The 21557-nt window shown below is 60.6% G+C and carries 22 protein-coding genes; 12 read left to right on the forward strand and 10 right to left on the reverse strand.

Going from position 1 to position 21557, the window contains the following annotated elements; translation table 11 throughout:
* Window positions 1-48: 48 nt before the first annotated feature.
* On the reverse strand, window positions 49-1302 hold the full coding sequence (locus tag EX00_RS06630) for an extensin family protein (protein WP_047455327.1): 1254 nt from the start codon (window positions 1300-1302) through the stop codon (window positions 49-51).
* 252 nt (window positions 1303-1554) lie between these two features.
* On the opposite strand from EX00_RS06630, the gene EX00_RS06635 reads away from it, so the two are divergent.
* The 5 genes from EX00_RS06635 to EX00_RS06655 all read left to right on the forward strand — a co-directional run bounded on the left by EX00_RS06635 (window position 1555) and on the right by EX00_RS06655 (window position 6033).
* The gene (locus EX00_RS06635; RefSeq protein WP_007696590.1) at window positions 1555-1944 is read left to right on the forward strand and encodes an acyl-CoA thioesterase; all 390 of its coding nucleotides are present in this window, start codon (window positions 1555-1557) and stop codon (window positions 1942-1944) included.
* 7 nt (window positions 1945-1951) lie between these two features.
* Window positions 1952-2542 (forward strand): hypothetical protein, encoded by a 591-nt coding sequence (locus tag EX00_RS06640; protein ID WP_047457516.1) that lies wholly within the window; start codon window positions 1952-1954, stop codon window positions 2540-2542.
* Between the two features lie 133 nt (window positions 2543-2675).
* Window positions 2676-4268, forward strand: coding sequence for an SEL1-like repeat protein (locus EX00_RS06645; RefSeq protein ID WP_047455330.1), 1593 nt, complete (start codon window positions 2676-2678; stop codon window positions 4266-4268).
* 93 nt (window positions 4269-4361) lie between these two features.
* Window positions 4362-5543 carry an SEL1-like repeat protein gene (locus EX00_RS06650; protein WP_047455332.1) on the forward strand — a complete coding sequence of 394 codons (1182 nt, stop codon included), beginning with the start codon at window positions 4362-4364 and terminating at the stop codon, window positions 5541-5543.
* A gap of 91 nt (window positions 5544-5634) precedes the next feature.
* On the forward strand, window positions 5635-6033 hold the full coding sequence (locus EX00_RS06655) for a tetratricopeptide repeat protein (RefSeq protein ID WP_047455334.1): 399 nt from the start codon (window positions 5635-5637) through the stop codon (window positions 6031-6033).
* A 14-nt stretch (window positions 6034-6047) separates the two neighbouring features.
* Here EX00_RS06655 and EX00_RS06660 read toward each other — a convergent pair whose 3' ends face one another.
* A complete protein-coding gene (locus tag EX00_RS06660; protein ID WP_047455336.1) occupies window positions 6048-6983 on the reverse strand; it encodes a phytanoyl-CoA dioxygenase family protein in 936 nt (311 codons plus the stop codon).
* Window positions 6984-7091: 108 nt separating this feature from the next.
* The gene (locus tag EX00_RS06665) at window positions 7092-7445 is read right to left on the reverse strand and encodes a DMT family protein (RefSeq protein WP_047455338.1); all 354 of its coding nucleotides are present in this window, start codon (window positions 7443-7445) and stop codon (window positions 7092-7094) included.
* A gap of 254 nt (window positions 7446-7699) precedes the next feature.
* Between EX00_RS06665 and EX00_RS06670 the strand changes: the two genes are divergently transcribed.
* Window positions 7700-8212, forward strand: coding sequence for a hypothetical protein (locus EX00_RS06670; RefSeq protein WP_234708982.1), 513 nt, complete (start codon window positions 7700-7702; stop codon window positions 8210-8212).
* A 157-nt stretch (window positions 8213-8369) separates the two neighbouring features.
* Here the strand turns inward: EX00_RS06670 and EX00_RS06675 are convergent, their stop codons facing one another.
* Entirely contained in the window at window positions 8370-9620 is a 1251-nt protein-coding gene (locus EX00_RS06675; RefSeq protein WP_047455342.1) for an MFS transporter, read from the reverse strand.
* A gap of 284 nt (window positions 9621-9904) precedes the next feature.
* Between EX00_RS06675 and uvrB the strand changes: the two genes are divergently transcribed.
* The 3 genes from uvrB (at window position 9905) to EX00_RS06690 (ending at window position 14551) form a co-directional block, all read left to right on the forward strand.
* The gene (gene uvrB / locus EX00_RS06680) at window positions 9905-12790 is read left to right on the forward strand and encodes an excinuclease ABC subunit UvrB (protein WP_047455344.1); all 2886 of its coding nucleotides are present in this window, start codon (window positions 9905-9907) and stop codon (window positions 12788-12790) included.
* A 103-nt stretch (window positions 12791-12893) separates the two neighbouring features.
* Window positions 12894-13340: an SRPBCC family protein gene (locus tag EX00_RS06685; protein ID WP_047455346.1), complete on the forward strand. Its 447-nt coding sequence runs from the start codon at window positions 12894-12896 to the stop codon at window positions 13338-13340.
* 152 nt (window positions 13341-13492) lie between these two features.
* Complete coding sequence (locus tag EX00_RS06690; RefSeq protein ID WP_047455349.1) at window positions 13493-14551, forward strand: adenylate/guanylate cyclase domain-containing protein; 1059 nt, start codon at window positions 13493-13495, stop codon at window positions 14549-14551.
* Between the two features lie 98 nt (window positions 14552-14649).
* Here EX00_RS06690 and EX00_RS06695 read toward each other — a convergent pair whose 3' ends face one another.
* Together EX00_RS06695 and EX00_RS06700 are read right to left on the reverse strand one after the other, a co-directional pair.
* Window positions 14650-15195: a Swt1 family HEPN domain-containing protein gene (locus tag EX00_RS06695; protein WP_202903697.1), complete on the reverse strand. Its 546-nt coding sequence runs from the start codon at window positions 15193-15195 to the stop codon at window positions 14650-14652.
* Window positions 15196-15238: 43 nt separating this feature from the next.
* Window positions 15239-15868 carry a DUF5343 domain-containing protein gene (locus EX00_RS06700; protein ID WP_047455353.1) on the reverse strand — a complete coding sequence of 210 codons (630 nt, stop codon included), beginning with the start codon at window positions 15866-15868 and terminating at the stop codon, window positions 15239-15241.
* Between the two features lie 578 nt (window positions 15869-16446).
* Between EX00_RS06700 and EX00_RS06705 the strand changes: the two genes are divergently transcribed.
* Window positions 16447-16659 carry a cold-shock protein gene (locus tag EX00_RS06705; RefSeq protein WP_007696646.1) on the forward strand — a complete coding sequence of 71 codons (213 nt, stop codon included), beginning with the start codon at window positions 16447-16449 and terminating at the stop codon, window positions 16657-16659.
* Between the two features lie 354 nt (window positions 16660-17013).
* Here the strand turns inward: EX00_RS06705 and dusA are convergent, their stop codons facing one another.
* Window positions 17014-18012: a tRNA dihydrouridine(20/20a) synthase DusA gene (gene dusA, locus EX00_RS06710; protein ID WP_404944014.1), complete on the reverse strand. Its 999-nt coding sequence runs from the start codon at window positions 18010-18012 to the stop codon at window positions 17014-17016.
* A 156-nt stretch (window positions 18013-18168) separates the two neighbouring features.
* On the opposite strand from dusA, the gene EX00_RS06715 reads away from it, so the two are divergent.
* Together EX00_RS06715 and EX00_RS06720 are read left to right on the forward strand one after the other, a co-directional pair.
* Window positions 18169-18864 (forward strand): fumarylacetoacetate hydrolase family protein, encoded by a 696-nt coding sequence (locus tag EX00_RS06715; protein ID WP_047455358.1) that lies wholly within the window; start codon window positions 18169-18171, stop codon window positions 18862-18864.
* Between the two features lie 16 nt (window positions 18865-18880).
* A complete protein-coding gene (locus tag EX00_RS06720) occupies window positions 18881-19411 on the forward strand; it encodes a gamma carbonic anhydrase family protein (protein WP_047455360.1) in 531 nt (176 codons plus the stop codon).
* Window positions 19412-19463: 52 nt separating this feature from the next.
* Here EX00_RS06720 and EX00_RS06725 read toward each other — a convergent pair whose 3' ends face one another.
* Genes EX00_RS06725 through EX00_RS06735 form a run of 3 tightly spaced genes read right to left on the reverse strand, consistent with a single transcriptional unit; the run spans window position 19464 to window position 21533 of the window.
* A complete protein-coding gene (locus EX00_RS06725) occupies window positions 19464-19862 on the reverse strand; it encodes a Fur family transcriptional regulator (RefSeq protein WP_047455362.1) in 399 nt (132 codons plus the stop codon).
* Entirely contained in the window at window positions 19859-20686 is an 828-nt protein-coding gene (gene znuB, locus EX00_RS06730; RefSeq protein ID WP_047457519.1) for a zinc ABC transporter permease subunit ZnuB, read from the reverse strand. Before znuB ends, EX00_RS06725 begins: the two co-directional genes overlap by 4 nt.
* Window positions 20679-21533 carry an ATP-binding cassette domain-containing protein gene (locus tag EX00_RS06735; RefSeq protein ID WP_047455364.1) on the reverse strand — a complete coding sequence of 285 codons (855 nt, stop codon included), beginning with the start codon at window positions 21531-21533 and terminating at the stop codon, window positions 20679-20681. Before EX00_RS06735 ends, znuB begins: the two co-directional genes overlap by 8 nt.
* Window positions 21534-21557: the final 24 nt, after the last annotated feature.

Here is a 21557-nt window from a genome sequence, read left to right on the forward strand (position 1 = left end):
CTGCGATTCCCTCCACAGGTAAACCGCGTTATCCCAGCAAACCGGCGGCTACATGCTGCAATAACGCCGTCCCCCCCTGCGATCCCTGAGGTCGAAGTGGAAATGGTTCCAGTGTTCGGCATTGCTGCCGGGGCCGAGCACGGTGTCGAAATAGCGGCAGCTATCGCTGCGCACCGCCTTCAGCAACCGCCCCTCGCGGAAGGCGAACAGACCCTTCTTGCGCACATCGATCACATGGCCGTTCTTCAGGACGAAGGTGCCGATGTCGATGGCGTTGCCATGCGCATGTTCCGACATCGGGTTGTAGCGTTGCCGGCTATTGTTCATCCGCCGGCAGGAATAGCCGCCCATCGGCACGATGGTGCCGATGCCCGACCAGTAGCGCGTGCGCGCCGCCGGCGCCAATTCGTTCTTGACCCATTTTGCGAAGGCGAGAGTCACCTGGCAATTCAGGGTCACTGCCGGCCTGACAGCGATATTACCCGAGAGGCCGCTCAGCGAAACCGGGTAAGGAACCTGGCAGGCCGGGCCGTTGGAGATCGCCGGCTTGTCGGTATAGGCGACACCCATACGCTGCAACTCTTGCCGACAGGCGATTTCCGAAGCCGGCATGGCGCCCGGCGATGACTGCGGCGCCTCCATCTGCCGGTCGATCCGTGGCATCGGATTATCGACGCGAGGCAGCATTGCCACCTGCGTATCCGGCTGCTGTCGGCGGATCGGCGACTGGTTGAGTTCGGCCTGCGCGGCCGGACGCTGAATGATTGAGCGGTTGGTCTGCACCGGCGCGTCGGAGCCGACGCCGTCGACGACCGGCTGCTCGGTCTGGCCTTCGGCAATGTTCTGCTCTTCTTCCTGCGCCAGCCCAACGACCGATCCGGACTGCGCCTCTTCGCTCGGACCGACACCGAGCTCGGCATCCATGTTGACGCCTTGGGACGACGCACTCGATTGCTGCGCGAGACCTTGCTCGACATCCGTGGTGGTCACGGCTTCATCGCTACTGCTCGCCGGCAGGCGACCCTGCCGGGCCGCGGCGGAAACCGGTGGCGACGCTGTAGCTTGTGGGTTGCCGGAGGAATCATAAGTGTTGGCGTAGTTGGCGGAAGCGGAATTTATAGGCGCTTGGCCACCCTGATAGGTGAACTGCCGCGACGGCACACTGCGATGCGGTTTGATCGAGCTTACGCGGCTGCTGTCGATGCCCGACGGCGGCACAAGACTGTCGGCCGTGCACGCGATAAGCGCCGACGACAACAGCAAAGGCAGCGCCGTTCGCCGCAGAAAAGTTAAATACGCCATACTCTGGATCCGCTCCCGCTGCCCCAGCCACGGTCGACAATGCTTAAGAAGATTAAATAAAAACGGTGAATGAATGCTTACCGCCCATGAGGGACATCCGGCGGGACGACTGCGAATGGCGAGAGAGGTATTGGAAAAGGTCACCCTCTGGCCCGATTGCCTGGTGATGACACATCGAGAAAGCTTCCCCATCCCGGCCCGATTGCGTAGGCTGACTGCCGGAATCAAGCCTTGATCGATAGGAGCGAGTGAATGAACGACAGCCCCAAGCCGAGAGGCGAGTTGACCTTGCGCACGCTGGCCATGCCCGCCGATGCCAACCCCGCCGGCGACATCTTCGGCGGCTGGGTCATGGCGCAGATGGACTTGGCGAGCGGCATCCGCGCCGCCGAGCGCGCACGCGGCCGCGTCGTCACCGCCGCCGTCAAGGAAATGGCCTTCGAACTGCCGGTGAAGATCGGCGATACGCTGAGCGTCTACACCGAGATTGAGCGCGTCGGCCGCACCTCGATCACGCTCGTCGTCGAAGCCTGGGCGCACCGTTCGCGCTATAACCAGATGGAGAAGGTCATCGCCGGGACATTCATCATGGTCGCGCTCGACGAGAACGGCGCCCCCAAGCCGGTTCCCGCGGAGAGCTAAGACGATGATGGAAGCCGCGCGGACGCCGGAAGTCTACGTCTATATCAGGACGGTCATGAGCATGGTCATCGGCCTTTCGCTTGCCCAGCTCCTGACGCGGCTCGCCGGCTTCGTGCAGGCGCCAGGCAAGCACCGCGTCTATTTCGTGCATCTCGGCTGGGTGCTGTCGATGTTCCTGTTCATCATCCATTTCTGGTGGTGGGAATATCGGCTGCAATCCGTGGCCGAGATCAGTTTCGGCGTCTACCTCTTCCTCATCTGCTTCTGCTGCCTGTTCTATTTCCTCTGCGTGCTGCTGAACCCTCCGTCGATCGAGGATTATGGCGGCTTCGAGGAATATTTCATCTCCCGCCGCCGCTGGTTCTTCGGCCTTCTCGCCGTCACCTATGCCGTTGATCTCATCGACACACTGCTCAAGGGAGAGACCTATTTCCGATCGCTCGGCTGGGAATATCCGACCCGCAACATCGTCTATATCGCCCTTTGCATCATCGCGGCCATCACAGCCAATCGCCGTTTCCAGGCCGCCTTCGTGACGATCGGCTTGATCTACCAGATCACCTGGATCTTCCGGCAATATGACCTGCTGCCGGGATAGGGACGACTGCCTGCCATAGAGGCATGACCCGGAGAAAATAACCGCCGTCCCCAGGCCTTGCAGCCAGCGGCCAAGACATCGCCATATTGTTCAGATCGATTGCGCTCCAGCGCGCCGGCGGGGAGAGTAAGCTTTGAAAATCGGAAGATTGGCATTTGGACTGGCGCTAGCCCTTTCGTTGGCTCCGCTTGCCCATGCCGAAGATCCGGCGCCGGCGCCCGGCGATACATCGATCTCGCTGAAATATTGGATGCAATTCGCAAAAGACGGCAATGCGGCCGCTCAATATGGCCTTGGCTATCGTTACGCAAAGGGCCAGGGCGTGGCGCATGACGACGCGCAGGCCGTGCAATGGTATCGAAAGGCAGCAGCACAGGGGAACGTGCAGGCTGAATACGCCCTCGCCTATATGTATTCCAACGGCCTCGGTGTCGATCAGGACCTGAAACAGGCGAATGCCTGGTATCGCAAGGCGGCCGAACAGGGCTATGCCGACGCCCAATATGCCATCGGTTATTCCTATGCCAACGGCCGCGGTACCGATGTCGATAGTGAACAGGCGGTCGCCTGGTATCAGAAATCCGCCGCCCAGGACCAGGCCCAAGCGCAATATGCGCTCGGTTACATGTATGAGCATGGCTTTGGTGCGCGCAAGGACGATGCGATCGCGCTCAGCTGGTATCGCAAGGCAGCCGATCAGGGTCGCAGCGACGCACAGTATGCGCTTGGCTACATCTACGACAAAGGTCTCGGCACGGCTGCGGACCAAAGCCTGGCGATCGAATGGTATCAAAAATCGGCAGATCAGGGTGATCCCCAGGGCGAGTATGCACTCGGCTATGCCTACACCAATGGCCGAGGTGTCGATCGGGACGATGCGCGGGCCTATTCCTGGTACAAGAAATCCGCCGAACAGGGTCGTGCCGACGCCCAGTATGGGCTCGGCTACAGCTTCGCCAACGGCCTCGGCGTTCCCCGGGACTACAAGCTGGCGCTGCAATGGTATCGCAAGGCTGCCGAACAGGGTCGCGCCGATGCGCAATATGCCGTCGGCTATCTCTATGCCAATGGTCATGGGGTGCCGGTCAACGACGACGTCGCGGTCGAATGGTACCGCAAGGCCGCGGCTCATGGCGACGCGCAGGGCGAATACGCCCTTGCCACCATGTATGCCGACGGCCGTGGCCTTTCCAAAGATGATGGCAAGGCACTGGGATGGTATCGCAAATCGGCCGAGCAGGGCCATCCGGACGCGCAATATGCGCTCGGCCATATCTATGACAAGGGTCAGGGCACGGCGCCGGATAAAGACCAGGCGGCCACCTGGTATCGCAAGTCCGCCGACCAGGGCAGCGCGGGAGGCCAATATGCCCTTGGCTATCTCTATTACAATGGCAGCGGCGTTCCCAAGGACTATGCGCAGGCCGCCGACTTCTTCCGCAAGGCTGCCGAGCAGGGCGACGCACGCGCCCAGTACGGCCTGGGTTCAATGTATTACAATGGCGACGGCGTGCCGAAGGATATCAGTCAGGCCTCCTACTGGTTCCACAAGGCGGCGGACCAGAAGCTGCCGGAGGCGCAGCGTAGCCTGAGCTACATGGCCGCCAATGGCGAAAACCCGCTCAAGGGCGCCAGCCCGGAAGGCAATGAACCGACCACCACGACCAGCCAGAGCAACTCACCCGGCTGGATCATTCTCCAGATATTGGCGACGCTGTTGCCATAAGCCGATCATGTATGCGCGCGGAGGCGCCTTGCGCCTCGCCCGTTACATTATTTAGCATTCACAGACAAAAGACGACTGATTGAGGGGTAGATTGTGCATTTCAAGCGAGCAGCCATCGCACTGTTCTTCGCGCTGGCATCCAACGGCATTGCCCACGCCAATACCGGGCAAAATGCCTACGACGGGAGCAACCATAAGGCGGCGCTGGATTATTGGCGCCCGCTCGCAAACAAGGGCGACGCAACGGCACAATTGAAACTTGGCGAGATCTACGAGTCGGGCGATGGCATTGCGAAGGATCTCAAGCAGGCTCTGAAGTGGTATCGCAAGGCAGCCGAGCAAGGCAATGCAAAGGCCGAATTCGATCTCGGCGCCATGTATGATAAGGGCGAAGGCATCGCCAAGGATCATGCAAAGGCCATCTTCTGGTACCGCAAGGCCGCCGATCAAGGCTATGCCGACGCGCAATACAATCTGGGCGCCATGTATGACGAGGGCGAAGGTGTGTCCAAGGACAGGACCCTGGCTTTCGTCTGGTACAGCAAGGCGGCCGAACAGGGAAATGCCGACGCGCAGTTCAATGTCGGGGTGATGTACGACAACGGCGATGGCGTCGATCAGGACAAGAGCCAGGCCATCGCCTGGTATCGGAAGGCCGCCGACCAGGGCAATGTCGATGCGCAATATAATCTCGCCATCATGTATGACAGCGGCGAAGGCATCACCAAGGACAGCGGTCAGGCTCTCGCCTGGTATCGCAAAGCGGCCGACAGAGGGAAGATCGAGGCGCAATACAACCTCGCGGTCATGTATCGCGACGGCGCCGGTGTGCCAAAGGACGGCGCTCAAGCCGTCGCCTGGTTCAGCAAGGCCGCCGACCAGGGCGATGCCGACGCGCAATATAATCTTGGGACCATGTATGCCGATGGCGACGGGATCACTCAAGACGGCGCCGAGGCCATCACCTGGTTCCGCAAGGCGGCGGATCAGGGAGACGTCGAGGCCGAATATAATCTCGGCGTGATGTATCGCGACGGCGAAGGTGTTGCGAAGAACGGTCCCGAAGCGGTCGGCTGGTTCGAAAAGGCAGCTGCCGAGAACTACGCCGACGCGGCTCTCAATCTCGGCGTCATGTATCGCGATGGCGACGGCGTGCCGGCTGATCGTGCGAAGTCCCTGGAATGGCTCAGCCGGGCCAAGGCCATGGGCGGCAACAATAACGGGCCTGATGACAATGAAGAGATGCCGCTGCAGCGGAAGAGCATCCCGATCTGAGCAAACGGATAAATAAGGCCACCCCAATCTTGTTGGGCAGCGGGGAGCCTGGCTCTTGAATGAACTTGGAACACGGATGGGAGATCGCCGGATGCGGTTGAAACAGATAGGCTTCGGACTGACGCTGGCACTCTCGATCGCCTTCCATGCCCATGCGGAGGATGGGCAAGCGGCCTACGACAAGGGCGATTACGGCAGTGCCCTCGCCTCGTGGCAGCCCTTGGCGGATCAGGGCGACGCAATCTCGCAGGACAATATCGGCAGCCTCTATGCCCTCGGTAAAGGCGTTCCGCAGAATTATGCCCAGGCGATCGGCTGGTTTGCCAAGGCGGCCGATCAAGGTCTGCCCAAGGCGCAATTCCATCTCGGCTACGCCTATCTTCGCGGCGACGGCGTCACGAGGGACCGCAACATGGCGATAGCCTGGTTCCGCAAAGCCGCCGCTCAAGGATATGCGCCGGCGCAGAGCATTCTCGATCAGATGAACTGAGCGGGAAGCTTCGCTCAGAGCATATCTCCGAGGGTCCAGTGGTTGCTCCATCGGGCATCGATCTCGTCCTCGACATTCTGGTAGCGAATGTCGGTCGACAGGCGCAGGCGGCCGAGCGGATCGCGATTGGTCGTCGAGGCGTGGATCATATAGGGGCTGTGCAGCATGATATCGCCGGCTTCGTAATCGGCGGCAAGCCAGCGCGTATCGAAACGCTCGGCCATGTCAGGCAGATCCTTTGAGACCCAGCCGCCTTCGGTCATGTTCTTGTTGAAGGCGCTGACCCGCTCCTCCGGCGTAAGCGCCGCGCCCTTGACCGCAAATTCCTTTTCCATCTCGGCACCGATCCGGTGCGATCCTTCGAGATAGACGAGACCTCCCATGTCGACCGGGACGTCACCGATCGGGATCCAGGCGGTGACGATACGGCTGGTACCGCCGCGCAGATAGACCAGATCGTAGTGCGCGGGTGTGACGACTCCGGTGTTCGGGCGGGTGAAGCGCATGATCTTGCGCTTGTGGAGATAGGAGATGCCCTGCACGAACTCGTCCATGAAGGAGGCGATCCTTGGTTGGGTGCAGAAACCTTCATAGACCACTGAACGCACCAGCGACATCAGCCGCCGATCAGCGAGCGACTTGTCGGCTTCACCATTTGCAGCAAGGCCGATCATAGGGTCGGAGCCGGGCTCGAGAAGCCCCGTATCCATCAGATGCCCAAACACCCAGGTGCGGAAGTCGAGCACGTCCTGGCGCTTCAGAAATCCCTTGAGCCAGAGATAGCCATGCTCCTGAAATTGCACACGTAGCGTTGCGATGTCCGAGGCGGCATCGGTAGGTTGGAGATAACCGAAACGATGCGGCGCCATCGACAAAATCTTGCCATTCGCCTCCAGCGGCACCAATTCCGAAGGCGTTTCACTCAACACCGAACGCAACGAACCCGACATGCTACCTCCCGTAACATTATTGGCCGGCGGCCTCTCCCCGAAGGTCCCGCCGACCAGTCCATTCGAATCATAGGACGAATGAACGGCGCTGCCTAGCGGCTCTTCCCCTCACCCCCGGAAAATGAAGGAGGCGCCGATGGCGATCAGCGCGAAACCGATGGCATGGTTCCAGGTCAGGTTCTCGCCCAGCCAGAAGACCGAGAAGCCGGAGAACACGATCAGCGTGATCACCTCCTGCATGGTCTTCAACTGCGCCGTCGAATAGACGGCCGACCCCAAGCGGTTGGCCGGCACGGCCAGACAATATTCGAAGAAGGCAATGCCCCAGCTGACGATAATGGCGATGAAGATCGCGGTGCTCTTGTGCTTCAGATGCCCATACCAGGCGAAGGTCATGAAAATATTGGAGGCAAACAGCATAATGATCGGCCAGATGGCGGCCGGACTTAGCAAGGAGGGCATGAGGAATCCTTTTAGTATAACGAATGGGCCGCACCATGACCCGCTAACCCCTGAAATTTCAAGAGTGGAATGCTGCGCCGAAATGCTGCGGTGACACGGCCAGACTGATTACAATTGCATCGCAGACGATAAAATGGAGATGGCATGAGATCATGCGCCTCACCTTTGCCGCAGATGCGGCATTGCTACATCGCCTCAAGAGATGAAGAATAGCGCAAACGCCCCCGATCTCAGCCGACAAGGGATTGACCGCCGTGACCAAGACATCCGTTGCATTGCCCTCCTCGCTCTTTCAACCGCTCCGCATGGGGCTGCTGGCCGCTGCCATCGTCCTGCCGCTATCGCCCTTGCCCATGGCAGCCACGCCGGCGCAAGCGGCACCCGGTTCCTGTTGGTCGCTGCTGCAGAGCAAGTTCGGTCCGCAAATCGAGAAATCGGTGAACGAAGCGGACCCTTGCAAGAAGTTGCCGGGGCTCGATCACAAGGAAAAATTCGAGGTCAAATCGCTGGATGTGTGCAGCGCGCCCGGGGGCGTGCAGATCAACGCCCACGCCGATCTCGCCTGCAAATCGCATGGCGTGCTGCAGGCAACGGTGAAAGGACAGCTGGAAGCTTCGGTAACGGTCGATGTCGGCGCCTGCAGGATCACCGATTCGCATGTTGGCATCAGCGGCCCGATCGGCGACCTCATATCCTCGGTCGGCGGCATGCAGGAACTTGCCCGCGGCTTCGCGCAGACGAAGATTTCGGAGATCTGCGGCAAATAGACTGGAGGCCGGCGGCACTACAGCGCCGCGCGTCACATGTGACGCGCAAAGGTCGCTGTAGCACTTTAAATCTGCTGCATAATTTTATCCTTAAATCGATTCCGATTTAAGGAATTATGCAGTAGCCACCGGCCATGCTTCGACGGGGCGCTGCGATCTAGATCGGCAGCGTGCCAGGAGTCTCCTCCACTCCCTTCCCGCCGAAGCGAATATCCTTCTTCTCGAAGCCGAAACCGGCAAGCACCGCCACCACGGCGGCGACGATCACAGCTACAATTAACAACGCAAAAGCATAGTCGCCGTTCCAATGTGCCGCGAGGCCCGCCTGGATCGACGCATTGCCCGAGGCCAGCAGATTGCCGAGCTGATAGGCGAAACCGGGGAAAGTGCCGCGTATCTCATCCGGCGACAACTCGTTGAGATGCACCGGCACGATGCCCCAGGCGCCCTGCACGAAGAACTGCATCAGGAAGGCGCCGATGGCGAGCATGACCGGCCCATGTGCATAAACCCAGAGCGGCGCGATCGGGATTGCCAGCAAGGCGGCGATGACGATGCCCCGCCGCCGGCCGATGCGTTGCGACAGCGCCCCGAAGGTCAAGCCGCCGATCATCGCACCGATATTGTAGACGATGGCGATAGCACCGACCGTGTGGCTATCATATTGCCGCTGGGTTTCGAGGAAGGTCGGATAGAGATCCTGTGTGCCGTGACTGAAGAAATTGAACGCGGTCATCAGCAGCACCGCCCACAGAAACAGCGGGACATTCTCGCGCAACACGGTGAAGAACGGCCGTTGCGGTTTCGCCTGCCGCTGCACAAAGGCCGGCGACTCCTGCACGTTGCGGCGGATATAAAGTACCAACAACGCCGGCAGAGCACCGACCATGAACATGCCGCGCCAGCCGATAACCGGGAACAGCAAAAAGAACACGATAGACGCCAGCAGATAGCCGGAGGGATAGCCGGCCTGCAGGATGCCGGAGACGATGCCGCGTGACTCCTCAGGCACGGTTTCCATCGTCAGCGACGCGCCGACGCCCCACTCGCCACCCATGGCGATGCCGAAGAGCGCTCGCAACACGAGGAACATGGTCAGGCCGGTCGAAAAGCCGGTGAGGAACTCGAACACCGAATAAAGCAGCACGTCCGCCATCAGCGTCACGCGCCGGCCGTATTTGTCGGCGGCATAGCCAAAGATCAGTGCCCCGAGAGGCCGCATCGCGAGCGTCAGGAAGATCGCCGCCGCAACGGCCGGAACATCGGTATGAAATTCCTCCGCTATATGCTTGAGAACAAAAACCAATATGAAAAAATCGAAAGCATCCAGCGTCCAGCCGAGATAGGCGGCGATGACGGTGTTGCGTTGTTGGGGAGACAAGGAACGTAAGCTATCCAAAGCGGTCATCATGATCCTCCGACCGGATGACGGCGGCGAGGCGGGCAAAGTCCGGATGCCGTCGAAGCTGGGGGGACCCGGCTTTCGCCGGGCATATCGACGTTGCGGCCGGCTCCTCCCTTGGCGCCTGTGAGGATCGCGCCATGCTGACTTTGGGATCAGCGATAACGCACCAGCCAGCTTTGGCTTGTAACATATTTGCCATAATCGGCGAACGGAAAAATCCGCTTCTTGTTTCCCTTTTGTACTCTTACCCCCTTCACATCGGCGCGGACTCTCGCCATATTCGCCCGATGGCCAGATCACCGAAAAAGTCTCCCGCCCCGACCGGTTTCGAAGAGGCGCCGCAAGCACCGTTTGAAGGCGCGCCGCTCAGCGGCAGCGTCTCCGACTGGGTGAAGCAACTGGAATCGGAAGCAGAGACATCCGGCATCGAGACGCAGCGGCAGATCGCCTCGAAAGCCGGCAAGCACCGCAAGAAGGTGGAAATCGCCGCCTCCAAATCGGCGCGCGGCACCTCGATGGGCGGCTCGACCGACCCGAAGACGCGCGCCGCCGCCGGCCTCAATCCGGTGTCCGGCATGGACACCTCGCTGGAAAATGCCGCCAATGCAGGTACGGCCGTTACCGCGACGGTCGAGGCGCTGTCGGCGCTGATCGAGAGCGGCAATCCGCTCTTCAAGGATGGCAAGCTCTGGACACCGCACCGCCCGGCCCGGCCGAACAAATCCGAGGGCGGTATCCCGATCCGCATGGTCTCGGACTATGAGCCTGCCGGCGACCAACCGACCGCCATCCGCGACCTCGTCGAGGGTCTCGACAACGGCGACCGCAGCCAGGTGCTGCTCGGCGTCACCGGCTCCGGCAAAACCTTCACCATGGCAAAAGTGATCGAGGCGACACAGCGCCCCGCCGTCATCCTCGCGCCCAACAAGACGCTGGCCGCGCAGCTCTATTCCGAATTCAAGAACTTCTTCCCCGACAATGCGGTGGAATATTTCGTCTCCTACTACGACTACTACCAGCCGGAAGCGTACGTGCCGCGCTCGGATACCTTCATCGAGAAGGAATCCTCGATCAACGAACAGATCGACCGCATGCGCCACTCCGCGACGCGCTCCCTCCTGGAACGCGACGACTGTATCATCGTCGCCTCGGTCTCCTGCATTTACGGTATCGGCTCGGTCGAGACCTATACGGCCATGACCTTCCAGATGAATGTCGGCGACCGGCTGGACCAGCGGCAATTGCTGGCCGACCTCGTGGCGCAGCAATACAAGCGCCGCGACATGGATTTTATTCGCGGTTCCTTCCGCGTTCGTGGCGATACGATCGAAATCTTCCCGGCTCACCTGGAGGATGCCGCCTGGCGCGTCTCCATGTTCGGCGACGAGATCGACGCCATCACCGAATTCGATCCGCTGACCGGCCAGAAAACCGGCGACCTGAAATCGGTGAAGATCTACGCCAATTCGCACTATGTCACCCCGCGCCCGACGCTGAACGGCGCCATCCGCCATATCAAGGAAGAGCTGAAAATCCGGCTCGCCGAACTGGAAAAGGCCGGCCGCCTGCTGGAGGCGCAGCGCCTGGAGCAGCGTACTCGCTACGACGTCGAAATGCTGGAGGCCACGGGCTCCTGCGCCGGCATCGAGAACTATTCGCGCTACCTCACTGGCCGCAACCCCGGCGAACCGCCGCCGACCCTGTTCGAATATATCCCCGACAACGCCCTGCTGTTCATCGACGAAAGCCATGTCTCCGTCAGCCAGATCGGCGGCATGTATCGCGGCGACTTCAGGCGCAAGGCGACGCTCGCCGAATACGGCTTCCGTCTGCCCTCCTGCATGGACAACCGGCCGCTGCGCTTCGAGGAATGGGACGCCATGCGCCCGGACACGATCGCCGTGTCGGCAACGCCGGGCGCGTGGGAAATGGACCAATCCGGCGGCGTCTTTGCCGAGCAGGTCATCCGCCCGACCGGCCTCATCGACCCGCCCGTCGAAGTCCGCTCCGCCCGCAGCCAGGTCGATGACGTGCTCGGCGAGATCCGCGAGACCGCCGCCAAGGGCTATCGCACGCTCTGCACCGTGCTGACCAAGCGCATGGCCGAGGACCTGACGGAATATCTGCATGAACAGGGCGTGCGCGTCCGCTACATGCACTCCGACATCGACACGCTGGAGCGCATCGAGATCATCCGCGACCTGCGCCTCGGTGCTTTCGACGTTCTCGTCGGCATCAACCTGTTGCGCGAAGGTCTCGACATTCCCGAATGTGCCCTTGTCGCCATCCTCGACGCCGACAAGGAAGGCTTCCTGCGCTCGGAGACCTCGCTGATCCAGACCATCGGCCGCGCCGCCCGTAATGTCGACGGCAAGGTCATCCTCTATGCCGACAACATCACCGGCTCGATGAAGCGGGCGATGGAGGAAACCAGCCGCCGCCGCGAAAAGCAGGTAATCTACAACACCGAGCATGGCATTACGCCAGAATCGGTGAAGGCGAGGATCTCCGACATTCTCGACAGCGTCTACGAGAGGGACCACGTCCGCGCGGACATCGGCGGCGTCTCCGGCAAGGGTTTTGCCGATGGTGGCCACCTCGTCGGCAACAATCTGCAGACCCATCTCAACGCGCTGGAAAAAGCCATGCGCGACGCCGCCGCCGATCTCGACTTCGAAAAGGCCGCGCGGCTGCGCGACGAGATCAAACGCCTCAAAGCGGCCGAATTGGCCGTCATGGACGATCCGATGGCGCGGGAAGAGGCGAAGAGCATCGAGGGTGGCAAAACTGGCCGCCCTGGCTCTTCGAAGCCCCGGTCTTCGACCGCTGCACCCCAGGGTGAGGACGGAGCCGGCGCCGTGGCGGCAGGCAGCCCTCATGGTGAGGCGGGAGCGCAGCGACCCTCGAACCAGGAGGGCGGAACCCAAGCCTCCTACTTCGCCAAACCCAGTCTCGATGAAATGAAACCCGGCAGCGAGGCTGGCACTCCGCTCTTCCGCCGGAACACTCTCGACGAAATGACCGTCGGCCGCACGGAAAAGCCGGTGACTGGCAAGGTGCCGGACAAGCCAGTCATCCGCGCCAAGCCGGGCGTTGGGTCCTATGAGGATGCAGTGGACGAGAAGCAGCGCAAGAGCCGCACCAAAGGCAAGACGGGGCGTCCTGGGCGATAGGATACACGCTCCCCTTGTTGAGATCGCGCTTTTGCCTACATGCTGCCGGGTGAGGAGAAGCCCCGCCGAGCGGGACAAGCGATAACAACAACGGGAGAGAGACATGCAAGAGGCCCTCGTCGTCCGCCGTGAAACCCATATCGCGGCGCCACCCGCCGCAGTCTTCGCCCTGCTGACCGATCCGGAAAAGATTCTGCGTTGGATGGGAACCGAGGCGCAGGTCGAGCCTCAACCCGGCGGGCTCTATCTCGTCAACGTCACCGGCGCCCGTTTTGCGCGGGGCTCCTTTCGCGAGGTGGTGCCCGTCCATCGCCTCGCCTACAGCTTCGGTTGGGACGGCAGTGAAATCGTGCCTCCGGGGTCGAGCCTGGTCGAGATAGACCTGATCGAACAGCCGGACGGAACGCTGCTGCGCCTGACCCATACCGGCCTCCCCAACGCCGACCAATGCGCCGGCCATGCGGAAGGCTGGACTCACTACCTCGGCCGGTTGGCCGAGGTTGCAGCCGGGCGTGCGGTGTCTCCGGATCCTTGGAATGGCAGAGTGTAGGGCTTTCCGCTTTCGTCTCGCTTGAACGGATAACCCTTCCGAGGTGAGCAACACCTCATGGGTGCAACTTGCATCATCTGGCTCCTGACAGGCTACAGAGCCATCGCCAAGGCGCGGATGACAACCCTTGGCTGCCATGGCATGATCGCGGCATGGATCTGCCCACCCCCCTTGCCTGGCTGGTTGACGAGGCCGGCACCTCGCCCGGCCCTGAATCCTTTCTGGCCGAACTCGGCAAACGGCTGCTGACTGACGGCCTACCGCTGGCCGGTGGCGCCCTGACGCTGGCGGTGCCGCATCCGATCATTGCCCGCCGCACCTGGTTATGGCGAGCGGAGACTGACGCGGTGATAGAGGCATTGGGTTTCGCCGGCAGTCCGCTCAGCGATGCCGGGCACGATTGGCTGGCCGGACTCGGCCCGGTACAGGAGGCCACGATCGGCGCTGCGCCGGACAGTCCGTTGCTGGGCTGGGCCGGGACCCGGTCCTTCAGCCCCGCCGAGACAGACCGGCTGCATGAGATCGCCCGCTTCGCCGCCGCACCCTTGGCCGCTCTCGCCGCGCGCGCGGCGACGGCAGCGCTGCTCGAGGCCTATCTCGGACGGCGCAGCGCCGCTCGGGTGCAGGCCGGCTCGCTTTCGCGCGGCACCGGCGAGACCATCCGCGCCGCCCTGCTCTGCGCCGATCTGCGCGACTTCACCGCCCTGTCCGAGGTGACGGAACCAACGGCGATGATCGCCATCCTCGACGCCTGGTTCGACCGCGTCACCGGCTCGGTGAACGCCTTCGGTGGCGAGGTGCTGAAATTCATCGGCGACGGCGCACTGGCAATCTTCCCGGTCACAGGCACGCCGGGCGAAGCCTGCGACGCGGCCCTGCGCGCGGCCGCCGCCGCCCGCGCCGGCATGACCCATCTCGACGGCGTGCGGCAAGCACAAGGACTGCCGCCGCTCCCCTTCGGCATGGCCCTGCATTTCGGCGAAATACTCTGGGGCAATATCGGCGCCGCCGACCGCCTCGACTTCACCGCCATCGGCCCAGCCGTCAACCTGGTCAGCCGCCTCGAAGGCCTCTGCAAGCCGCTTGGCTACAACGTGCTGATCTCAGGCGCGGTTGCGGTGGAGACGAAGATGGCTTTGATGCCGCTGGGAGAGCATGTGTTGCGGGGGATTGTTGAGCCGTGTGGGGTTTTTACGTTGGTGGAGGGGTGAACTGCGGCGACACACACCCTCAGCTAGAACAACCTTGGGGAAATAACCGTTGCTAGCGACGAGCATTATAGGCAGATTGTTGGTTTGAAAAAGTAGCTTCACTTCTCCATCAAACGAAACCAGTCACGCACGGTCAGTCTCAAACGTAGTTCTTCATCTTCAGCAAGCGGACAGCAATGTGCAATTGGGTTTCTCAGGGCATTCAAGCTTGCAAAGACCTTCTCAAGGGCTCTTTTGCTGTTGAATATGGATCCAAATAGCGCCCAGTTCGCCGTGATGATAACTGCGAGCTCGCCAAAAGTTGTGTAGTCCAACTCATTCTGTGAGCGTCGGCTCACGCCAGCGTCAACTTCCTTTTTAATACGCTGAGTGACCTCAGTTTTAATGCTCTCCGGAACTTTCCCGCTATCCCACCAATCAGAAGACTTTTCATCGCTGACGAAGGTCTCGTCAACCAGCGTCCGAATTGACCTTTCAAGTGAATAGAAGACTTCATAGTGCCGGGCCATATTCGCACCTTCGGCCCGTACGGCAGCATCCAATTGCGGATAATATTCTTTTTCAACAATTTCACCTGACGCCGGCAGGTGTCCCAATTGAATATTGTAATGCCTCTCGATCGCTGCAAGATCTTCGCCAATCATCTGGTTTGTCATTCCAAACGATTTTATTTTCTCGACAGTATCTCTACTCGCCATTCAATAGGTGCTCGCGTAGGCTGCGAAAAATAGCATTAAAAACAGCTTGATCAGACGTTGCCGGAAGATTGAGATTGATCGTGTAAGACAAATTTAGACCGAGTTTCCCTTCCGGCAAATGGGTCGGATGGTAGGGCTTAGTGACCGACAGCGTATCTTCGTCATTCGTGATTTCCGTAGCCTTGGCTTTGGCATCGAAATCGGCGAAGCTCCGCAAATTCTTAAAAGAAGCTACCGTTAGTTTTGCTGTACTGCTGTCCACGGCCGCTCCAGTGGCTTGGCAGACAAGAGACAATAAATCTCTATCTATCAGATCGTAGCAATACTCGTTGATGTCAAATAATTCACGATAACCAATGCGCATTGCTTCCGCTATGGCAAAGCCTGACGTCTGGGTATTTCTAAACCTGTTATAGAGAACACTGGGCGTCGCGTCTGAGTTCACGAGTCCGATCTTCTTTAAGAATGGCGGAATACTCGCCCCTGTTCCGCCTTTTATCTGGAGTTTTGTTTGAATAAAATCCTGAGTTACCCGTTCGGGCGTCGCTGCATTCCTAATCTTATCTAAAGCAGTTTTTATAGATCCCGGAGATGCTATATATGGCAGATTGTCCGGCATACGCAGGAGCTCCTATGATGAGTCGCCGTCGCAACAATACCGGATACTATTCTAAATTACCGTCATTATTACAATAGAATTTCAGAGTTTTAAACAGGTCTATAATTAACGACGAAATAAAAAGCTCTATAGTAATACTACAATCCCCTTACAGGTGACGATAGCCAAAACATAATCTTCGCCATCTTTCAAAATGCCATCGAAGCTATGTTAACTATCGTCCGCATTCTGCTCGTGATACATCATGACGCCAAATTGAAACATGTACGGCGATCATCACGCCCCCAACCCCTTGAAATCCCCCTCCAATCCTTCCCCTTTTCTTGGCTCAGCCCTAATATTCCCCCTTGCCTTTTGTCGCAAATCCTGTCACCGATAGTGTGCTCGGGCATTTGCATGCCGGTGACTGGACTGATTTGGCAATGCCGACTGCGCGAGGCAGCCTCAGGGGGTTAACCTCTGCGTAGACGTTCTTTCCCCGTACGTGAACTTCTCGACTGGCTTTCGCATTTCGCGGGGGCAAAGCCGTCCGGGAGATCTCGGGCAATATTCAGACTGTAGGGAAAAGGACTATCCCAATGGCCACCAAGGGCATCGTAAAATTCTTCAACCAGGACAAGGGTTTTGGTTTCATCACTCCTGATGGCGGCGCTAAGGATGTATTCGTCCATATCTCCGCTCTCCAGGCTTCCGGTATCCAGTCGCTGCGCGAAGGCCAGCAGGTCACCTTCGACACCGAGCCGGATCGCATGGGCAAGGGCCCGAAGGCTGTTAACATCCAGGCTTCCTAAGCCTTAGGTTGATATCCGGATAAAGTTTCGAACGGCGCGGTGCAAACCGCGCCGTTTCGCGTTTGTGCGGATGGGGTAGCCGCTGAGTCGGGGACCTATCTCGCCCTTGGCGGGCGAGAAAGCAATTTCACTGGTTTAGGAATTGCGATACCGAAGGCTCTGCACATTCAAAAGCGCAGCGCAATTTCTAAGCCACTGAAATTGCCAGAGCGGGGGTCACGTTCTTGAGCGAAGTAGTTCAGGATTCAGTGCGTCCCTGCCTACCCCCTCTCTTGCAAAATCTAGCACTTAGCTGAAGCTAAATGCTGATTTTGCTTTCTCGCCCGCAAGGGGCGAGATGGGGGCACCAACCCCTCAGGCGCTAACCCGCTCCACATCCCCGCCAAAATCCACTGCCGCAAACGCCGCCGCAATCACCTCTGGCCCTGCCCCCGGCTTGTTGGCGTCGGTCGACAGGATCTGGCGGTAGCGCCGCGAGCCCGGCAGGCCGGTGAAGAGGCCGACCATGTGGCGGGCGACGTGGTGTACGCGACCACCATTGGCGATGTGGCGTTCGGTATAGGCCATCATCCGGTCGCGCAGGTCGTTCCAGTCCGGCTCGACGGCGGCTTCGCCAAAGAAGCGGCGATCGACATCGGCGAGAATGGCCGCGTTCTGATAGGCGGCGCGGCCGAGCATGACGCCGTCGACATGAGCAAGATGCGCTGCCGCCTGATCCAGCGTCTGGATGCCGCCGTTGATGCCGATGAAAACGTCCGGCCAGCGCTGCTTCATCCGATAGACGATGTCGTAGTCCAGCGGCGGGATCTCACGATTCTCCTTCGGCGACAGACCCTTCAGCCAGGCCTTGCGGGCGTGGACCCAGATGGCGTCGGCACCGGCATCGAGCACGCGGGTGATCAGCTCGGGCAGTGCCTGTTCCGGCTCCTGCTCGTCAACGCCGATCCGGCATTTCACCGTCACCGGCGCCTTGGACACCGCCTTCATCGCCGCGATGCAATCCGCCACCGTCTCCGGCGTCAGCATCAGGCAGGCGCCGAAAGTGCCGGATTGCACACGGTCCGACGGACAGCCGACATTGAGATTGATCTCGTCGTAATTGTAGGCCTCGGCGATCTGCAAGGCGGTCGCGAGCTTCACCGGATCGGAGCCGCCAAGCTGCAACGCAACGGGATGTTCGCTGACATCATGCCCCAGCAGCCGGTCACGCGGCCCATGGATGATCGCATCCGCCACCACCATCTCGGTGTAGAGCAGAGCATTGCGGCTGATCTGCCGGTGCAGATACCTGCAATGGCGGTCAGTCCAGTCGATCATCGGGGCCACCGCGAAAATCTTGCGGCCGTGGTTCAGGGCGTCAGCGTACATGGGAAACCTTTCTGCCCGCGCTCTACACCAAAACCTTCTCCAAGGCCAGTTTTCCCGGTGGCAACAATGATGCTACGCTGACCACTGGAGTCGGAGGGCCACACGTCTTCCAGATACAGATTGAACATTTGAAGAGTAGCCATGACCGAGACCACCGCCACTGTCATTCCCCTGCCCGCGCCCGTGCTGCTGCCGATCGAAGGCGAGGCCGCCTTCTTCCCCGTGCGCCGCGTCTATTGCGTCGGCCGCAACTATGCCGACCATGCGATCGAGATGGGTCACGACCCCAGCCGCGAGCCGCCCTTCTTCTTCCAGAAGAACCCGGACAATCTGCTGGTGTCGGGGGATTTCCCCTATCCGCCGCTGTCGTCCGATGTGCATCACGAGGTCGAGCTGGTGATCGCGCTCAGAAGCGGCGGCGCCGACATTCCGGCCGAGCGTGCGCTGGACTGCATCTACGGCTATGGCGTCGGCATCGATTTCACCCGGCGCGACTTGCAGGGCGAGGCCAAGAAGCTCGGCCGCCCCTGGGAAATCGGCAAGGCGTTCGAACATTCCGCACCGGTCTCGGCGCTGGTGCCGGCAACCCAGGTTGGTCATCCCGACAAGGGTGGCATCTGGCTGATGCGCAATGGCGAGGCGGCGCAAAGAGGCGACCTGTCGCAGATGATCTGGAAAGTGCCTGAGATCATCGCAGAACTGTCGAAGCTCTTCACGCTGGCGCCTGGCGACATCATCCTGACCGGCACGCCCGCCGGCGTCGGCCCCGTCGCGCGCGGCGACCGGATCACCTGCGCCGTTGATGGTGTGGCAACGCTGGTGCTGAACGTGGTTTGATCGCAAGGAGAACCCAATGCCGCTCTACGCCCTTTCCGGCCTGGTGCCGAAGACGCCCGAACCCGGCCTCTACTGGATCGCGCCGGATGCCACCGTTATCGGCAAAGTCGAGCTCGGCGAGGATGTCGGCATCTGGTTCGGCGCGGTGCTGCGCGGCGACAACGAGCCGATCATCGTTGGCAAGGGTACGAACATTCAGGAAGGCGTGATGGTGCATACCGATCCGCGCTTTCCGGTCGAGATCGGCGAAGGCTGCACCATCGGCCATCACGCCATCATCCACGGCTGCACCATCGGCGACAATTCGCTGATCGGCATGGGGGCCACGGTGCTGAACGGCGCAAAGATTGGCAATAACTGCCTGGTCGGCGCCAATGCGCTGGTGACCGAGGGCAAGGAATTCCCGGACGGTTCCCTGATCGTCGGCGCACCGGCCAAGGCGATCCGCGTGCTGGATGAAGCCGCCATCGAGGGCCTGCGCCGCTCGGCGCGCAATTATGTCGCCAACTGGCAGCGTTTTGCGCGGGATCTCAAAAGACTGGATTAGACAGCGTTCCCAAAAGTGTACTCGGTTTTGGGATAAAACGCCGTCCAGAGACTTAAGCCGCGCAGCTCGCGCAATGGCCGCGGATTTCGATGGTCGATTTCTCGGCCTTGAATTTCTGCGATTTCAGCCAGTCCATCAGCCGGTGGTCCACTTCATGGTCGTGGAATTCTGTCACCTGGCCGCAGCTCTCGCAAATGGCGAAAGCGACGAGGCCGTGGCTGTGGCAGTTCTCATTTGGATGGGCGCAGGCGACGAAGGAGTTGATGCTCTCGAGACGATGCACGACACCATATTCCAGCAGCTTGTCCAGCGCCCGGTAGACCTGTAGCGGCGCGCGGAAACCGCTGTCACGCAGCTTGTCGAGGATGGTGTAGGCGCTGAGCGGCCCTTCCGCCTTGGTGAGGACATCGAAGACAAGCGTCTGGTTCTTGGTGAGCATCGGAGTGGTCATGATTCCTGTCCTCCTTGTTGCGCCGCCGGCGCGCCGCCCCTGCGAACGAGGGGCAGCAGACTGAAGATAAATAGGATGAGCGCCGCAACCACGATCGATGGGCCGGACGGCGTGTCGTAGCGCAGCGAGCCGAACAGGCCACCGACGACCGCGATGGCGCCAATGAGCGAGGCGAAGATCGCCATCATCTCCGGTGTTGCCGCAAAACGGCGCGCGGCGGCGGCGGGAATGATCAGCAGCGCGGTAATCAGCAGGATGCCGACGATCTTCATGGCGATGGCAATGACGACAGCCATCAGCAGCATGAAGAACAGCTTGGCGCGCTCCGGCTTCAGGCCCTCGGCCTCGGCCAGTTCAGGATTGACGGTCGATGCGAGCAACGGCCGCCAAAGCCAGACAATCGCTGCCAACACCAGGACACCACCGCCCCAGATCATCGCGATATCCGAGCGGCTGACGGCGAGGATGTCGCCGAACAGGAAGGCGATAAGGTCGATCCTTACCCAGCTCATGAAAGCGACGATGACGAGGCCGATCGCCAACGTCGCATGCGACAGGATGCCGAGTAGCGCGTCCGCTGACAGCGCCTGCCGGCGCTGCAGGAAGAGCAGTAGGATCGATACGAGCGCCGCAACGGCAAAGACCGAGAGCGTCAAGTTAAGCTGGAACAGCAGCGACAGCGCCACGCCGAGCAGCGCCGAATGCGAGATCGTATCGCCGAAATAGGCCATGCGCCGCCAGATGATGAAGCAACCGAGCGGTCCGGTGGTCAGCGCCAGCCCGACACCGGCGACGACGGCGCGCAGGAAGAAGTCGTCAAACACGGCGCTCCCCCTCGGCGTGATGATGCCCATGGTCATCGTGCTCGTGATGGCCGTCATCGGCATGGCAATGGTCGGTGATCGTGCCGTCGGCATGCTGCACCCGGCCATCCGGCAGATGCATGTGGTCGTGATGATGGCTGTAGATCGCCAGCGACTGCGCCGCGCGCGTGCCGAACAACTGGACATATTCCGGGGTCTGGCTGACCGCCTGCGGCGTGCCGCGGCAGCAGACGTGGCCGTTCAGGCAGACAACGGTATCGGTCTCGGCCATGACCACATGCAGGTCATGTGAAATCAACAGAATGCCGCAGCCTTCGGAATTGCGGATCGATTTGATCAGATCGTAAAGCGCGATCTCGCCGCTGAAATCGACGCCCTGCACCGGCTCATCCAGCACCAGCAGATCTGGCTTGCGGGCGATGGCCCGCGCCAGCAGTGCCCGCTGGAACTCACCGCCGGAGAGATGCTGCACCTCGGCCTTGGCGAGATGAGCGATCCCCACCGCCTCCAGCGCCGCTCTCAATTCGGATTCGGGCAAAGGCCCGGTCAATGTCATCAGGCGGTGGACGCTCAGCGGCAGGGTCCAGTCGATCGCAAGCTTCTGCGGAACGTAACCGACCTTGAGGCCGGCAATGCGCTCGACGCTGCCTTCATCCGGCTTCAGCACGCCGATGGCCGCTTTGGCGCTGGTGGATTTCCCCGAACCGTTCGGGCCGATCAGCGTAACGATCTCGCCGCGACTCACTGAGAAATCGACGCCGCGCACCAGCCAGCGGCCGCCACGGCGAACGCCGACCTCATGGAGCGACACCAGCGGCCGTCTCTGATTGTCCACGGAAGAAAGCATGAAATTTCCACTTGCGCTGTTGCG

Origin of the sequence: Martinezella rhizogenes, from assembly GCF_000799715.1 — a bacterium.
Lineage (GTDB): Bacteria > Pseudomonadota > Alphaproteobacteria > Rhizobiales > Rhizobiaceae > Rhizobium > Rhizobium rhizogenes_C.